Annotated in this window: 16 protein-coding genes; 13 read left to right on the top strand and 3 right to left on the bottom strand. The window is 37.7% G+C overall.

The window, feature by feature from the left end:
- Positions 1-138 precede the first annotated feature (138 nt).
- Positions 139-1104, top strand: a complete 966-nt coding sequence (locus I585_RS09580; RefSeq protein WP_010742570.1) for an AEC family transporter — start codon at positions 139-141, stop codon at positions 1102-1104.
- Positions 1105-1189: 85 nt separating this feature from the next.
- Here the strand turns inward: I585_RS09580 and I585_RS09575 are convergent, their stop codons facing one another.
- On the bottom strand, positions 1190-2809 hold the full coding sequence (locus I585_RS09575; RefSeq protein ID WP_010742571.1) for an ABC-F family ATP-binding cassette domain-containing protein: 1620 nt from the start codon (positions 2807-2809) through the stop codon (positions 1190-1192).
- A 140-nt stretch (positions 2810-2949) separates the two neighbouring features.
- On the opposite strand from I585_RS09575, the gene I585_RS09570 reads away from it, so the two are divergent.
- On the top strand, positions 2950-3327 hold the full coding sequence (locus tag I585_RS09570; RefSeq protein ID WP_010742572.1) for a PTS sugar transporter subunit IIA: 378 nt from the start codon (positions 2950-2952) through the stop codon (positions 3325-3327).
- A 38-nt stretch (positions 3328-3365) separates the two neighbouring features.
- Here I585_RS09570 and spxB read toward each other — a convergent pair whose 3' ends face one another.
- Complete coding sequence (gene spxB / locus I585_RS09565) at positions 3366-5087, bottom strand: pyruvate oxidase (RefSeq protein ID WP_010742573.1); 1722 nt, start codon at positions 5085-5087, stop codon at positions 3366-3368.
- A 284-nt stretch (positions 5088-5371) separates the two neighbouring features.
- On the opposite strand from spxB, the gene I585_RS09560 reads away from it, so the two are divergent.
- Complete coding sequence (locus I585_RS09560) at positions 5372-6190, top strand: ZIP family metal transporter (protein WP_010742574.1); 819 nt, start codon at positions 5372-5374, stop codon at positions 6188-6190.
- A 48-nt stretch (positions 6191-6238) separates the two neighbouring features.
- Here I585_RS09560 and I585_RS09555 read toward each other — a convergent pair whose 3' ends face one another.
- A complete protein-coding gene (locus I585_RS09555; protein WP_010742575.1) occupies positions 6239-6433 on the bottom strand; it encodes a hypothetical protein in 195 nt (64 codons plus the stop codon).
- 321 nt (positions 6434-6754) lie between these two features.
- Here I585_RS09555 and I585_RS09550 point away from each other — a divergent pair, with 321 nt between their 5' ends.
- The 10 genes from I585_RS09550 to I585_RS09500 all read left to right on the top strand — a co-directional run bounded on the left by I585_RS09550 (position 6755) and on the right by I585_RS09500 (position 17413).
- Positions 6755-7327: a TMEM175 family protein gene (locus tag I585_RS09550; protein WP_010742576.1), complete on the top strand. Its 573-nt coding sequence runs from the start codon at positions 6755-6757 to the stop codon at positions 7325-7327.
- Between the two features lie 193 nt (positions 7328-7520).
- Entirely contained in the window at positions 7521-8198 is a 678-nt protein-coding gene (locus I585_RS09545) for an HAD family hydrolase (RefSeq protein WP_010742577.1), read from the top strand.
- On the top strand, positions 8191-8592 hold the full coding sequence (locus I585_RS09540; RefSeq protein WP_010742578.1) for a DUF4809 family protein: 402 nt from the start codon (positions 8191-8193) through the stop codon (positions 8590-8592). Before I585_RS09545 ends, I585_RS09540 begins: the two co-directional genes overlap by 8 nt.
- A gap of 450 nt (positions 8593-9042) precedes the next feature.
- Positions 9043-9276 (top strand): hypothetical protein, encoded by a 234-nt coding sequence (locus tag I585_RS09535; protein ID WP_010742579.1) that lies wholly within the window; start codon positions 9043-9045, stop codon positions 9274-9276.
- Between the two features lie 584 nt (positions 9277-9860).
- Positions 9861-11936: a BglG family transcription antiterminator gene (locus I585_RS09525; RefSeq protein WP_010742580.1), complete on the top strand. Its 2076-nt coding sequence runs from the start codon at positions 9861-9863 to the stop codon at positions 11934-11936.
- A complete protein-coding gene (locus I585_RS09520; protein WP_034708551.1) occupies positions 11936-12409 on the top strand; it encodes a PTS sugar transporter subunit IIA in 474 nt (157 codons plus the stop codon). The genes I585_RS09525 and I585_RS09520 overlap by 1 nt, the downstream gene beginning before the upstream one ends.
- A gap of 14 nt (positions 12410-12423) precedes the next feature.
- Positions 12424-12714: a PTS sugar transporter subunit IIB gene (locus I585_RS09515; RefSeq protein ID WP_010742582.1), complete on the top strand. Its 291-nt coding sequence runs from the start codon at positions 12424-12426 to the stop codon at positions 12712-12714.
- A 27-nt stretch (positions 12715-12741) separates the two neighbouring features.
- A complete protein-coding gene (locus I585_RS09510; RefSeq protein WP_010742583.1) occupies positions 12742-14010 on the top strand; it encodes a PTS galactitol transporter subunit IIC in 1269 nt (422 codons plus the stop codon).
- A gap of 13 nt (positions 14011-14023) precedes the next feature.
- Entirely contained in the window at positions 14024-15082 is a 1059-nt protein-coding gene (locus tag I585_RS09505) for a zinc-binding dehydrogenase (protein ID WP_010742584.1), read from the top strand.
- Positions 15083-15319: 237 nt separating this feature from the next.
- On the top strand, positions 15320-17413 hold the full coding sequence (locus I585_RS09500) for a BglG family transcription antiterminator (protein WP_010742585.1): 2094 nt from the start codon (positions 15320-15322) through the stop codon (positions 17411-17413).
- Positions 17414-17445: the final 32 nt, after the last annotated feature.

Here is a 17445-nt window from a genome sequence, read left to right as displayed (position 1 = left end):
AGCGTTCATAGATAAAGAAACCATTTTTGTGAAGGAATCAGCTGAGGTCGTTACAAAAGAGAAGAAGTTAAAACAAATGAAATGATCTCAGAGCAGTAACTGTTTGAAAAAAACAGTTGGTAGAAAGGTGGAAAAAAAATGATTTTCTTTCAATCAATTCAAAGTGTTTTAAGTATCATTATAATGATTGCTTTAGGATATATATTGAAACGACAAGGCTGGTTTGACGAAAGTTTTGGCAAGAGTATTTCGTCCTTAATCACACGTGTAGCATTGCCGGCCTCCATCTTTGTTTCCGTTTTAAAGAATTTAACAAGAGAAAGTTTATTTCAATTATCAGGAAGCTTAATTTATCCAGTTGGTGCGGTTATTATTTCCTATATTTTAGCGTATGCGTTAGTTAAACTTCTAAAGGTTCGTCCAGGTCGTCGCGGTATTTTTATGAATGCTATTGTAAATGCAAATACGATCTTTATTGGTTTGCCTTTGAATATCGCATTATTCGGTGAAAAGGCATTACCGTATTTCTTGGTTTATTATGTGACCAACACCGTGTCTACTTGGGCTTTTGGAGTGTTCTTGATCTCAAACGATGATCCAACCAAAGTCAAAGGTGAAAACAAAGCCAAGTTGAATTGGAAGAAACTATTGCCACCGCCACTACTAGGCTTCATCGTAGCGATCATTTTCCTATTAGTAGGGATTCCTGTACCAAGCTTTATCAATGCAACGCTTGGTTATGTAGGCAGCATTGTTACACCGCTATCTTTACTTTATATCGGGATTGTTTTGCATGATGCAGGTTTGAAGAGTATACGATTTGATCGTGATACAGTCGTAGCTTTACTGGGACGTTTCGTTTTAGCACCTGCTGTATTGATCGCCTTGATCGCTCTTGGGTCGAATGCTTTTGGGGCTAGTCTAGCACCTCTTTTGAAACAAACGTTGATTGTACAATCTGCTACACCGATGTTGGCTGTATTGCCAATTTTAGCAAATGAAGCTCATGGTGATGTTAAATATGCTACAAATTTAGTAACAACCAGTACCATATTATTTGTGGTCGTTGTTCCGATCTTGATGGAACTTGTTCAATTTATTTAGTTTCACAACACAAAAACCATTTGCGAAAAATCGCAAATGGTTTTTGTGTTGTGAAACTGTTTCCAAATATTTAGTCGATTTCTTATTAAGATAATTGACTCATTTGTTTTTGGACTTCTGGATTTTCTAAAAATTCATCATAAGTTGTTTCTGCACGATCAACGACGCCATTTTCAGAAACCGCAATAATACGGTTAGCGATCGTTTGGATGAACTGATGGTCATGAGAGGCGAATAGAAGCGAACCTTTATACGCAATTAAACCATCATTCAATGCGGAGATTGATTCTAAATCCAAATGGTTGGTCGGATCGTCTAAAACCAAAACGTTTGATTTTGACAACATTAATTTCGACAACATACAACGAACCTTTTCTCCACCAGACAAGACGTTGACAGGCTTCATGACTTCATCGCCTGAGAATAACATCCGACCTAAGAAACTACGCAAGAAAGTATTGTCATCTTCTTCTTTGCTGGCATATTGACGTAACCAATCAAGAATCGGCATAGAACTGTCAAATTCCTTTGTAGTATCTTTTGGTAAATAAGCCTGACTAGTCGTTACACCCCAACGGATAGTCCCTGAGTCCGGTTCAAGATCACCCATAATAACTTTGAATAATGTGGTCGTTATTAAGTCATTTTCAGCGATGAAAGCGACTTTATCATCACGGTTCAAAGTAAAAGAGATATTATCTAAAATCTTTTTGCCGTCGATCGTTACGCTAATATTATCAAGTTGTAACAAGTCATTACCGATTTCTCGTTCTGGTTTGAATTGTACAAATGGATAGCGGCGCGAAGATGGTTGAATGTCATCTAACGTAATTTTATCCAACATTTTCTTTCGGGAGGTCGCTTGTTTTGATTTCGATGCATTGGCGCTGAAACGAGCAATAAAATCTTGTAACTCTTTGATTTGTTCCTCTTTTTTAGCATTTTGTTGTGATTGTAATTTCGTTGCTAACTGGCTTGATTCTAACCAAAAATCGTAGTTTCCGACATACAATTTGATTTTACCGAAGTCTAGGTCAGCCATGTGAGTACATACTTTGTTTAAGAAGTGACGGTCATGGGATACGACGATTACGGTGTTCTCAAAGTTGATTAAGAATTCTTCTAACCAGTCAATTGATTGGATATCTAATCCATTCGTTGGTTCGTCCAGTAATAGAACATCGGGTTTACCAAAAAGCGATTGAGCCAATAAGACTTTGATTTTTTGTCCGGCTGTCAATTCACTCATTTTTTGTTGGTGCAAGCTTTCAGGAATATTTAACCCCTGCAATAAAACAGCAGCTTCTGGTTCGGCTTCCCAGCCGTCAAGTTCGGCAAATTCACCCTCCAGTTCGGCTGCACGAATACCGTCTTCATCAGTGAAATCTTCCTTCATATAAACGGCATCTTTTTCTTGCATAACTTGGTATAAGCGTTCGTGTCCCATAATGACTGTCTCAAGAACAGTATACTCTTCAAAGTCAAAATGATTTTGTTTTAGAACAGCCATCCGTTCATTAGGACCTAAAGTAACAGAACCAGTAGAAGGCTGAATATCGCCTGCTAAAATCTTAAGAAAGGTTGATTTTCCGGCGCCATTCGCACCAATCAACCCGTAACAATTGCCGGGAGTGAATTTAATATTTACGTCATCAAATAATTTACGATCAGGAAATTGTAAACTAACGTCATTTACTGTAATCAATGATTTTCCTCGCTTTATCAGTATTGGCGCAAGGCCTCTTTGCATTATATCGAGGAACATCTGAAGTTTCAAGTCAACCTTTAAGAATTTACTTGCCGATTAAAATAAGATAGACTGAAGAACTGAAGGGATGTGTCAGTATGATCGGGATAATTATCGCGACCCACGACCATTTAGCGGATAGTCTATTGAAAACGGCTGAATCCATTTTAGGTGAGCAGGACTGTGTAGAAACACTAAATATAGAACCAGGTGCTACAGGACTACAAGAAAAAATCGATGATTTCGCTAAAGATTTATTGACGAAAGTTGATGAACTTGTTTGGTTAGTCGATATGTTTGGCGGCACACCATTTCGCTATGCTAGTTTTTGCGTAGTGAATGATCCACGCCAATCTTTAGTGACAGGAGTAAACTTACCGATGGTCTTGCAAGCTTTGGTGAATCGAGAAATACCAGCAGATGAATTAACGAAACAATTAGAAGTAGAAGCAAAACAGACGATTCGAAGAATGTAAAAGGTTGTGCCTAAATTATCAGGCACAACCTTTTCATTTTATTTCAATAGTTCACGTAGGGTGGGCATATCATGAACTTGATATTTTTCTTTGAAGGCATTGATTTGTTCCGCTGAGAATTTTTCTGGTTCTAATTCTAGCGCTTCGACTGGTAAAGGTCGTTCGTCCTTGATCTTGATATCGATCACGACAGGACGTTTGCTGGCTTTCGCTGCTGTGAAAGCAGGTTCTAATTGACTGTATTCAGTAATCGTGAAGCCATCAGCACCGAGCGCTTCTCCAACTTTGCCGAAGTCAGCACCTTCTAAGAAGACACCGAATTTTTGTTGTTCTGTATCTTCTTGTTCCGCTTCAATGAAGCCAAAGGCATTATTAGAAAAGACTACATTGATGATCGGTAAATTATATTTTACTTGAGTGATGATATCTTGCATTTGCATTGCAAAGCCGCCATCGCCACTGAAAGTAAAGACTTGTTTGTCGGGATAAGTTAATTGTGCTGCAATCCCGCCAGGTACACCATTTCCCATCGTTGCGAACCAACCAGAAGTTGTGAATTGTTGATCGCCATTCATTTCTAAGTGGCGAATCGCATTCAATGTAACATTCCCAACATCGGCAACATAAACGGTATCTTGTTCCGCAATCCGATTAACTTCTTTGAAAACAGGTTCTGCGCGGAGTGGTGTGGAATCATCGTCGTAGAAGCTCTTGCGCCAAGCATGCCAATTACGAATATTTTCTTGATTAGCTTTCAGCCATGCATCTGCAGGGCGCTCTTTTCCAAGCTCAGTCCATCGGCGAAGAGCTGTTGCACCGTCACCTAAAATGGATTGATCTACAGGATGACGACGCCCAAATTTAGTTGCGTCAATATCAACTTGAATAAATCTTGCATCCGGATTGAAGAAATAACGACCAAACGGGAAATCGCTACCGACAAATACAATCAAATCAGCATCGGCTAAAGCTTCATTCGCTGGCTTGGTTGCCACACGAGCGGCAAAGCCTAAGAAGTTCTCATATAGATCAGGAACAATTCCTTTAGCTAAAACAGCTGCAGCGACGGGCATTGAGAAATGTTCAGCGAAGGTTTTAATAGCATCGAAGCCACCACGTACACCTTGCCCAACATAAAGAACGGGTTGTTTCGCTACTTCAATTAAAGGTAAAGCAGCCTTCAGATCAGTTTCATCAGGAAGCAAAACGCCAGTTTTATGATTTTTCGCAGTTGCGATTTCTTCTTCCTCGATTTCTGCAAAACCAAAATCTACAGGGATTGTAACAACAGCGACACCTTTTTGTTGATACGCCGCTTTAATAGCTTCATCTATCACGTGAGGCAAGCTTTCGGGAGTCATCACGGTTCGATTGTAGACACTGACATCTGCAAACATGGGATTTTCATTTAATTCTTGGAAAGAATTATAATTCATGGCAGTTGAAGCAACCTGTCCTAACAAAGCTAGAACAGGAACATGGTCCATTTGTGCGTCATAGAGACCGTTGATTAAGTGACTAGCTCCAGGACCGGCAGAACCAAAAACAGCACCGATTTTACCAGTTAATTTTGCATCAGCAGCAGCTGCTAAAGCACCGGCTTCTTCGTGTCGAACTTGGATGTATTTTACTGATTCACGTTCATGGTACAACGCGTCCATCGTCGAGTTGAATGAACCGCCGGGAATTCCATAGATATGATCAATTTTCCAAGCCTCTAAAACATTGACCATAGCAACGCCTGCATTAATTTTAGACATCTTCTTCACTCACTTTCTTTTTGTAAGTTTCCTACTAAAAAAGTATAACGCGTCTTAAAAAAACCAGCAAAGAAAGTGTTTCCAAAGAAGTTTACAGGCACACCTAAAACATGATAAGGTTATATCAAACAAACGTTTTCAGGATACCAGTTTAGATTTGTCGGTTATACCCAGTAATTTCAATTAAAATAGGATGTAGGGGCAAAGTATTCGATTAGTTTATATCCGAATAATCGACTGATCTTCTGAAAAAAGTATATATTAATGGGAAGTAGGAGGTTCTTATGATTGGATGGCTACTTAATTTAGCAGCCTGGCAGCAAGCATTAGTGGGCACACTATTTACTTGGGGAATGACAGCTTTAGGTGCTGCATTAGTTTTTTTCTTCAAAAATATCAATCGTAATGTATTGAACCTAATGTTGGGATTTGCTTCTGGTGTAATGATTGCGGCGAGTTTTTGGTCGCTGTTAGACCCAGCAATAGAGGCTGCAGAGGAGAACGGATCGATTCCTTGGCTAGTAGTGAGTCTCGGTTTTGGTCTGGGAGGGCTATTTCTTTATATAGCAGACAAAACAATCCCTCATATGCATTTTGGACCGAATAAAGAAAAAGAAGGATTACCCAGTCATTTAAAGCGGACAATTTTGCTAGTATTTTCGATTACTTTGCATAACATTCCGGAAGGTTTGGCAGTTGGAGTTGCTTTTGGAGCAGCCAATGAAGCGGCGAATCCGGCAGCTGCAGTTTTAGCTGCAATTTCTGTATCATTAGGGATCGGGATTCAAAATTTTCCAGAAGGTGCAGCAGTCTCGATTCCCTTGCGACAGGAAGGGCTGAGTCGAACGAAGTCATTCCTTTACGGACAAGCATCAGGCCTCGTAGAACCGATCGCAGCTGTCATAGGAGCGATCCTAGTAACGAGTGTTCAGCCTCTGTTGCCATACGCCCTATCTTTTGCGGCCGGAGCTATGATTTATGTAGTAGTAGAGGAATTGATCCCAGAAGCCCAAGCAACGACGGATAGTAAGCATCATTTTGGAGTATTTGGCGCGATGGCAGGATTTATTATTATGATGATCTTGGATGTGGCGTTGGGATAAAAAATCGTAGAACAGTGGTTAGGAAACGACCATTGTTCTACGATTTTTTTAATATGTCCGTCCACGACGTTTGGTTAACCAATTGACTAAGAAATAAGCAATTGCTAATGGGATTGCGATTCTAAAGAATAAACCGATCAGACCTGAAAGGAGCGGGCCTACAATACTTAAAATCAAACTAGCAACTAAGAAAAAGCCGACAACAGCTAAAATTCGAACAACCATAGGATAATTTTTCATCATTTTGAATTCCTTCTTTCCATTTGTTTTAACTTAAACCTAGTTTAGCAAATTATATTCTTGCTTACGTCCAACTTAAGACGTATTTCTCGTAAGAATTTTTGTGCTGTTAAATTTAATAATGAAGAAAAAGCACAGGTCCCAATTACCATATATTTGTAAAAAAGAGCATCTAAATAGCGATTAAGATAACGAGAAATAACGAGCGGATCAAATTAATGAAGCAGAATGACATTATTCTTGATATTTTAGGCTTTTTTTTGTTTAATAGTATCCATAGTAATTTATCTTATTTTTAGTTAGCAATGACTGTTAGGAGAAAAAATGCCAAAATCACGAATTGAAGCTTTTACAGATGCGGTCATTGCAATCATCATGACCCTTTTAGTTTTAGAATTACATGAACCGGGTGCGCCTACTTGGTCTGCCTTTTTACAAATGGAACACAAATTTATTGTGTACTTGATCAGTTTTATCAGCTTGGCCATCTATTGGAATAATCACCATCATCTTTTTCAACTAGTGCGGAAAGTAGATGGCAGGGTTCTATGGGCTAATAACTTTTTGATTTTGATGATGACGCTCTTTCCGTATGTCACTGCTTGGGTAGGGGATTATCCGTTTGACTGGCCGCCGCAAGCTTTATATGGATTGGTCACGTTAGGAACCGACTTAGCGTATTATTTATTAGTACAGGCATTGATACGAGCTAATGGGAAAGATTCGAAGATCGGACAAATGTTTAAACATTATCCAAAATCATATTTGTCGATTGGACTTGCACTATTGGCTTTGATCCTAGGAAAGTTAATTGCACCAATCGCGGTATTGATTGTTAATGTTCTGATTCTATTGATGTGGTTTATTCCTGAAAAAGCTATCGAAAAGACGTTATAGAAAGCGCAGCCTTGAGCTGTGCTTTTTTTTATAGTAATAAATTGTTAACTGTTACTGTTGTTGAAAACGGCAAGTTTTTATATCCATCCTATTCTTGATTATTCACTATTATGAGTTCGTAGTTTTTAGGAAATACTATATTCCTTTTATTATCTGTGGTAGAGTTTAAGCAAATGTTTTTATGGAGGTATCTATGTTAGAAGCAGTTATTTTTGATATGGATGGTGTCTTGGTTGATTCCGAGTATATCTATTTTCAAAGTAAATCACAGATTCTTAAAGAAGCGGGACACGAAGTTAAGGAGAGCTACCATTACCAATTCATGGGAACTACAGGCGATTATATGTGGGAACAGATGAAGCAGGAATTTTCATTACCATTATCGGTACCAGAGTACGTTCGACAGATGAACGATTTGCGAAAAGAAATGACCAAACATGATGGAATTAAAGTGATCCCTCATGCACAGGGGTTTGTAAAGCGCTTGTACGAGGGAGGGTTAAAACTAGCGGTGGCTTCCTCCTCTTCGTTGGCAGAAATTAAAGATAATTTAGTGGAGATTGGATTGTCCGATTATTTTTCAGAAGTAGTCAGCACGGAAGAAGTGGAACATTCAAAACCAGCACCCGATGTCTATTTAGCAGCAGCAAATCGTTTAGGTGTTAAACCTGAGAATTGTTTAGGAATCGAAGATACAAAGAATGGTACGGGTGCGGTTCGCAATGCTGGATTGGTCGGCATAGGCTTTGCAAACCCCTCTTTTCCGAAACAAGATTTGGCATTTGCCGATGTCGTAGTATCCACTTTTTCTGATTTAGATGCCAAAACACTGGCTAAAATTTATCAAGAAGTGAGGGAGCAGCGTGTCTAAAGCGATCATTTCCAGTAAAGCTTTTTTGGTTGAAGGTGGATGTAATGCTTGCGGACTTCAAAGTACCGAGACTTTTACAATTCATTTTGCTGATCAACGTTCGGAAATATTAGATAGTTTTGACGTTTCTTCACTTGTTCAAACAATTGCACAAAAGAATGGTTGGCGTGAAACAGCTATTCCGGTAGGCATTAGCGAGGAAAAGATTGTTTTAAAAAAAGGTTTAGAGATTGTCAGTCCGAAATATTTAGGTGAACAAATAGTTTATCAAAGAGATAACCAGCGAATTCAAACTAAGCGAACATTCGAAGATACGGCCGAATTGTTTGATAAGGTCAATCAAATTTTGGTACAGCTTTTTGAAATTGAGCCCTATGAGATAGAAAGAAACTAAAAGATTTAATTAGTAAGGGGCGTGGAGAGCCACACGGATAAGATCTGTGATGTTCTCCACTTTTTTGTTGTTCATTTAAAATAATTATCCGCATAAATACACACTTTTTTTCTTAGAAAGATATTTCGCTAATTGAGTCGAGTGAAAATTCTCCGGGAAAGAATTTATTTAATTAGGCAATGATTTAATAGAAGAAGACAATGTAAATAAGTAGTGTTTGGTAAATTTATTTTTGAAAATTAGTGTTCTTTTTTCTAGAGATTTGATTAAAGGATAACTATTAAATATATTTATTAAAACGTTTCAACAGAGCTTGAGCTACAATTGATTTTTACTCAAAATAACTTTAAATAATGCATATAAATGAATCCGTCTGTGAGATGTTATTTTTAGACATCCATAGATTACTGAGTATACTAAATGGCATGAAAGTGAAGAAGGTAGTTTGAAATGAAAGTAAAATACTATTTTTATAAAACGATAGATGGTCCACCCATGAAGGGTGTGCAAATAAAAATTCAAGAAAATCCACCAGAAACAGGGGATGAGATTATCTTGAAAAGAAAAAAGATTCCGTATGTTTTCATTGCATTTGAAGTAACAAAACACATTATCGGATATGGTCAGACGAAACAAACCATTGTTAAAGTTAAATGTATTCAAAAGGATTTGCTGAAACCATAAAGAGAAAAATAGTTGAGTTGACGAGCTCAAAGAGATGATAATGAGGACGAAGAGAGAACTTAATTTAAAAAGAAAAAAAGCGAATAGGTTCCATCTATTTATATTGGGAGAAATTTTTTTGGTTTATCTTTCCACTGTTAGTTAAGAACTATGTTTGTATAATAGAGGATCTTTTTCGGAGTTTAATTGTAAGAAAAAGAAGTTGGAAATTATTTCATATGCTAAAAAACGTACGCGTGAACAACTAAATGAGAAAAATTTAGTCTGGCAAATTAATGTGCCAGGCTTTTTTCTTCAAATTCCTGCAAAGTCTAGCTTACATAAAAAACAGACAAATAATGAGACTCTTGATAGAATGAGGAAAGATTCAGAGTACCAAGTTGCATAATGTGTAACAAAAAACAGAAACGTAAGCATTGAATTCCACCTATATTTAGGCATTCTTTGTTCTTACAAATATTTTTTTGTGAAACAAATATTTTTTAAGCACCAAGTTGCATAAAAAACACCGAACTATTTGGGAACAAATAAGATGGAAATGTAAGCGGTTTTAGATTAAATTGAGGATGTAAAGAGGGATGACAATGAATTTAGAAGAGCGAACCAATCAGATTTTTGTTGAGTTAGTCAACAACCCTCAAATCACTAGTAAAGCGCTATGTGAAAAATTTGATTTAACGCGAGGGCAATTGAATTACGCGTTGAAAAAAATAAATGATTCTTTATTAGATGAAAATCTGGGTGAGATTAAACGAACAAAAAATGGTCACTTTCTCATTGCAAATGAGATTCTTTCAACTTATAAGGGTGGTGATGACCAACTCGGAGTGTCAACTGAGAGTTACGTTTTTTCAGGTAAAGAAAGAGCGGCCATAATCGAGTTGATGTTGTTGAGTAAAGAAGATTATCTTTCATTAAATCATTTCATTGATGAACTGAAAGTTAGTCGGAATACAGTGTTAAGAGATCTGAAAGAAGTTGATCACGAGTTACAGCAAAATGAATTGTCACTGAAGTATACCCGATTAAAGGGATACTTCATCCAAGGCGATGAATGGAACAAGCGGAATTTACTTTCTGACCTACTGGATAATCTAGCGATGATGCATAACGGAGTTAATTTTATTATACATTTTGCTAATATCGATCCTAAACAAATTGAAGCCTTTCGAACGCGAGTAGAACTGGTAGAAGAAGAGTTGGAAGTTCAATTCACAGATGAACGCCTAAAAACATTACCTTTACTAATCATATTAATGATTCGGCGGGCACAAAAAGGCAAACTGATTTCGTATAGTTTCAAGATCAATTATCGAGAATTGGCGGATACGAAAGAATATTTAGCCGCGGATCGAGTAATTTGGGATGTTGATGGGTTGAGTGAAAATGAACGCGTTTACTTAACGATGCTTTTATTGACTACCAACCTTTCGCGTGGCGATATCTTATCTGTTAAAGAGCTGACTAAAATGAAGGAAGCTTTGGAAAAGGTTATTGCCAATTTTGAACGAATTGCAGGTGTAACGTTAGAAGACAAAGAAAAGCTGCTAGATCGACTTTTGGTACATATGAGACCAGCTTATTATCGGATCAAATATCATTTAAATCTGCAAACACGGTTTTACCAAGAAAATAAGGATGCCAATTTATTCTCTTTGTTTTACTTAGTCAAGGAAGCTAGTGGCCCATTAGAAACATATTTTGAACAGCCGATTCCTGATGCCGAATTGTTTTTCATTTCTTTATTCATCGGCAGCCATATTGTAGAAAGTTCCGAGATCGTCCATCCAGAAAATCGGAAACGAGCAGTTATCGTTTGTCCTAACGGCATTTCAATAGCAGCCTTGTTGGAAAATACACTGCGAAATTTATTACCCGAAATTGATTTTGTTACAACTATGTCCGCACGGGAGTTTTATCGAACCAATTATGATGTAGACTTTATTTTTTCAGCAGTTCCGCTAAAAACGGAAAAAAAAGTTTTCGTAGTTGATAGCTTTTTACCTGAGAAAGAAAAACGGCAATTAAGGGAGCGAGTGCTGCGAGCAACTGCAATTATCCAAACAGAGATTGTGACGCCGGAAAAGATCTTAACTGTCGTTAAAAAACATGCGGAAATACTAGATGAAACTAGCCTTTATGAAGAGCTATTAGGTTTGTTCGTACCAAAGGAATCGAGAATTTTAGAAAAAAAACGGCCGCATTTAGTTGATTTACTAAAAGGAGAAATGCTTCAAATATTTGAAGAAGAAGTCAGTTGGTCGGAAGTATTAACTGCGTTAGGGGAACCTTTAGAGCGGCAAAAAATTATCACACCAGAGTATATCAAAGCTCTAAAAAAAGAAATGCCAATCTTACCAGCGTATACGGTTTTACGTCATAAAATCGCGTTGCCTCATACAGTCAAAGAAGCGGGGGCAATCGGTGTAGGAATTAGTTTGGGAATTGTAAAAAAAGGAATCGTTACAGAAGATGGGAAAAAAATTCATACGGTCATCTTGTTAGCTTCAAACGACAAAGAAGAACATCTAGATTTGATCTTCGAAATGATGAGTTTAGCAGGGGCGGATCAATTGGCAAGACTAGAAAAGGCAACAACGAAAGAAGAAGTACGTGAGACGTTGATAGATTTCAACGATGAGTATTGGAGGGCAAAATGATGACAGAAACGACACTGAGTTCCTATGTGAAAGATCCATTAGTTTTGGCACAAGAAAATTTCTCTTCTCGAGAGGAACTATTTGAACAAGTTGCGCAGAAAGCATCTGATCTTGGTTGGGTACGGGAAGATTTTTTGGATCGAATAAAAACACGGGAAGAAACGTTTCCAACAGGGATTCAACTAATGAGTATGGGGGCAGCGATTCCGCATACGGATGCTGAATGTATCTTGGAAGAATTTGTCGCGGTGATAACATTGCAAGATTCCGTTGTTTTTCAAAGTATGGAGGACAACAACCAGCAAGTTAAAGCACAGATCGTCTTTGTCCTAGGTTTAAACCAACCCCATGCACAACTAGAAATGCTGCAATCGTTAATGGGATTACTGCAAAATGAATCTGCTTTATCGGAACTTTTATTGGCAAATACAGCAACTGAATTAGTCAGTGCGATTAAAAAAAATAATTTATAAGGGAGAGTATTAAAATGAAAAAAATTCGTGTATTAGTAGCGTGTGGCGCAGGTATTGCAACATCAACAGTGGTTATGAAAAAGGTTGAGGATTTGTTTGCTAAGAACAATATGCCGGTGGAAATTACGCAAATTAAAATTTCAGAAGCGGCATCTAAACAAGATGGAGCGGATATGTTAGTCACTACGACTATGTTGCCGACAGAGTATAAGATTCCGGCAATTAAAGCGATGGCATTTTTAACAGGGATTGGAACAGAAAAAGTTGAAAATGAAATCATCGAGGCAGCAAAAGGGATTCAATAATTTATTATATATAGGAGGAATGAATCAATGGATGGTTTAATGGATGTGGTACAAAGTATTTTAGGTGCCGGGCCAAGTGTCATGTTGCCGATCATCATTTTTATTGTTGGAATTATTTTTAGAGTTCCAGTGAAGAAAGCAATTATTTCAGGAATAACTGTTGGTATTGGGATGATCGGAATTAATTTGGTGATTACGGTTTTAACAACCAACGTTGGTCCGGCGGCGCAGGCGATGGTTGAACGGTTCGGTTTGAACCTGACGATCATTGATGCGGGCTGGCCAGCAGTCTCAGCCGGGACATGGGCGCAACCAATCGCGGCTGTAATGATTCCAGTGATCTTAATCGTAAATTTAATCATGTTGGCATTAAATCGAACCAAAACACTGAACATCGATATCTGGAACTACTGGCATGTTAGTTCTGTGGCAGCAACTGGTTATATTGTAACAAAAAGTTTTTTCTTTGGCATCCTGTGTGGAATTTTGTTTACGATTATTATTCAGATTATTGCCGATAAAACTGCACCAAAAGTACAAGAGTATTACGGATTAGAAGGAATTAGTATTACTACGGGCTCGGCCCAAGGATATGCCATTTTGGCCTTACCGGTTGGCTGGTTAGTGGATAAGATTCCTGGCATTAACAAATTAGATGTAAAACCAGAAACGATTCAAAAACGTTTCGGAATTTTCGGAGAGCCCATGATCATGGGGATTATTATTGGGATGTTCTTAGGATTACTTGGTGGATACGACTTTATTGGTATCTTGAAAATCGGAATGAACATGGGTGGTGTTATGTTCTTAATGCCGCGAATGGTAAAAATTCTGATGGAAGGGCTAATTCCAATTCAAGAAGGAGCCCAAAAACTATTGCAAAGTCGTTATGGTGACCGTGAAATCTATCTAGGGATGGATGCGGCCTTAGCTACAGGTTCGCCTGCTGCTTTGTCCACTGGTCTTTTGATGGTGCCGATCACATTGTTCTTAGCTGTAATCTTACCAGGAAACCGTGTATTACCCTTTGGAGATTTAGCTACTATACCTTTCTTTGCAGCACTAGTTGTACCAAGCCGTAAAGGAAATATTTTACACTCAGTTATTTCGTTAACAGTGGTTATGGCCGCAGCTTTATTGATGGCTACAAACTTTGCACCGGTTATTACTCAAATGGCGCAAGGAATTGTGAAATTCCCGGATGGGGCAGCTCAAATCACTAATTTAGATACAGGCGGAAACTTCTTAAAATGGATATTCTTGAAACTTTCAGAAGTTGTCGCTTCAATTATGTAGGGGGCCTATTGAAATGAGTAAAATGATGAAGGGTGTTTCAAAACAAGCGCCTGGTTACGATCAAATGGAATTTATTGACTTGCCAGTACCTGAGGCAAGTGAAGATAAAGTACTAATAAAAGTAGCTTATACTGGGATTTGCGGGTCAGATATTCATACCTTTAAAGGGGAATATAAAAATCCTACAACACCCGTAGTTCTAGGTCATGAGTTTGCTGGTCAAGTTGTTGAAGTTGGTGACAAAGTGACAAAAGTCAAAGTTGGCGATCGTGTAACAAGCGAAACAACTTTTTATGTCTGCGGCAAATGTGATTACTGTAAAGAAAAACAATACAACTTATGCCCTTATCGCAAAGGGATCGGGACTCAGCAAAATGGTTCGATGGCAAATTATGTATTAGCGCGCGAAGAAAGTATTCATATTTTACCCGATCATTTAAGCTATGAAGGAGCTGCAATGAGTGAACCGCTAGCTTGTTGTGTTCATGCGATGTATCAAAAGAGTCAACTAGAATTAAAAGATAAAATCATCATCATGGGCCCTGGTCCAATCGGTTTATTCTTATTGCAAATCGCTAAAGAAATTGGTGCATTTGTTATTATGACCGGGATCACAAAAGATGCTCACCGCTTAGCTTTAGCAAAAAAACTTGGTGCGGATATTGTTGTAGATACTATGAAAGAAGACTTAGCTACTATCGTTAACGACGAGACAGATGGTTATGGTGTTGATAAGGTGTACGACGCTTCAGGCGCTGCGCCAGCTGTAAATGCCAGTTTACCATTGCTTCGCAAACGTGGGCAATTTATCCAAGTTGGACTTTTCGCAAATAAGATGGTTGAACTAGACACCGAATCAATCATCCAACGTGAAATTCAATATATTGGTAGTCGGTCACAAAATCCTTATGATTGGCCAATTGCTATTCATTTATTAGCTAAAGGCGCCATCAATATTGATGAAATGATTACAAAAAAATATCCACTAACTCAATGGCGTGAAGCTTTTGAAAAAGTTATGGAAGGTAATGAGATCAAAGTGATGATCGAATCTAATCCAGGAGAATTCTAATAAAGTTGAGAAAGTTGTGCCAGAATTTTTGGCACAATTTTTTTTTTGGGTTTTGGTAAGGTAGAACTACTTTAGCGTGTTAACTCAAGCAGTTCAAAATGGACGTTTGTGCTATATCATAGCATCTTGAAAATTCTGATATTCTGTTATTTTTATCTGATTTCACAAAAGAAAACGTTTACTATTTTTTTCATTCAAGCTAGACTAAGGTAAAAAATGGAGGCAGGAGGGAATCGGATGGATCTAGACAATCGGAGTGTACAGATCTTACAGATAGTCGCTTCTACGGTAAAAATTTCTTCAAAAGAGATTATGGAAAAATATGATCTGACCCGCAATCAGTTAGATTACGCATTGAAAAAAATCAATGACTATCTAGGAGAAAATGACTATCGTAAGATTATTCGATCACGAAATGGCAGTTTTGTGGTAGATACAAAGGTAGTGGATGCATTCTCTGGAATCATGAATAGCGAAAGTCAATTGAAGGCAGATGAGAATAGTTTTTTAGATGAAGATCATCGTCTGCTGGTTATTTTATTAGTGGTTTTTTCAGCAGACTATCTTTCTCTTTATCACTTTTCAGAGAGTTTGGAAGTTAGTAAGAATACGATCGTTTCGGATATCAAGAAATTGAAGAAACAATTGAAAAAGCATAAATTGACGATCGATTATTCCAGAAAAGGCGGATACTATTTCCGCGGGGATGAAGAGGCTATCCGCGGGTTGATTCTTGTAGTAACAGATCAAGTAATGGATTCAATTTACAATCGATTAATTTTTGAAAAATACTTAGAGATCCAACCAGCGGAAATTGATGCTCAACGGAAAATGCTGCGTTTGGCCGAGGAAGAATTACAAGTTCAATACACGGATAATCGAATACAAACAGCACCTTATTTCTTGGTACTTTTGAATCGCAGAGTTAAAAACGAACACTTTATAGAACAGCGGTTTGGCTTGTTGGCAAAAGAGATTATGGATACTAACGAGTATGGAGCAATCGTAAAGGTATTAGCGGGTCAGGAGATGCTGCCTAAATCGTATACAGAACATCTGTATCTTTGTCTTTATATCCTTTCACTGAAAATAACGGATCTGAGTAATATTTTTTCCCTGAACAAAGACGCGTTGCGAACACATATCGAAACATTTATCGCTGTGTTAGAAAAAAACACGATCATTCAGCTTAACGATAAAGCACAATTAATTGAGAATTTGACACTCCATCTGACACCAGCTTACTATCGGATCCGTTATGGACTGACATCGGACTATACTCTTACAGATATTGTCAAAAATCAATTGGATCCTTTATTCTTTATCGTAAAATCTTCTATAGCGCCGCTAGAAGAATTTTTTGAAGAACGGATTCCCAATGATGAGATTTATCTGATTACCATGTTTATCGGTGCCTATATGCATAAAGAAAAACCGATTAATCTTGACAATACAATCGTCAAAGCAGCGGTCGTTTGTCCGAATGGTATTATTAGTTCAAAACTTTTGGAAAAGACTCTCGATAATTGGTTTCCCATGATCCATTTTGTCAGTTCATTTTCAATTCGCGAATTTTATGAGAAAGAAGATATGTTAGATGTCCAATTGATTTTTTCAACCAATCCATTGACTACGGAATTACCGGTTATCGTCGTTGGAAATGATTTGTCTGCTATGAATAAGACCTTGATCGTCAATGAAGTGATTCAGCTGATTTATAAAATTGATAGCTATAAGCTGCAGCCGGATCATATTTTATCGATTGTTAAAAAGCATCTACCCATGACTGCTGAAGCAGAAGGCAAGATTCGTAAAGAGCTGATGATTTCTTATAATTCGATATTCCAAATTCAAGATCAAGAGATTTTAACCAATGAAACGAAATTGAACTTGAGTGATTTGATTACGAAAGAAAGTATTATTATTTTAGAAAATGAACTAAATTGGTTGGAGGTCCTACAAGCGGCAACGCAAAATCTGATTGATCGAGAAATCGTTGAGCCGAGTTATTTAAAGCACTTAAAAGAACAGTTTCCCGAAGTTACACCGAGTATCTTGCTAGGAAATCAAATCGTTATTCCTCATACGGTTCCTGAAAATGGAGCTCTTGAATTAGGTATGTGTTTGGCAAAAGTAAAACAGGGATTCTTTAGTCAGAATCAAACGTATCGCTATGTTGTTGTCATTTCAGCGATTGATAAAAAAATGCACATCCAGCCTATGATGCAGCTATTAAAAATCGCTAGTGATCCGAAGGTGATTCAACGATTGGATCAAGCACAAGACAAGGAAGCTCTTTTAACTATCATCCAAGAATTCAAAAAAGCATAAGCGCTGTAGTCCATTCTTTTCAAGAGTGGGCT

It is taken from the genome of Enterococcus malodoratus ATCC 43197 (assembly GCF_000407185.1).
Taxonomy (GTDB): Bacteria; Bacillota; Bacilli; order Lactobacillales; family Enterococcaceae; genus Enterococcus_A; species Enterococcus_A malodoratus.
Note: the sequence above shows the minus strand (reverse complement) of the source record. Positions and strands in the feature narration are given on the sequence as shown.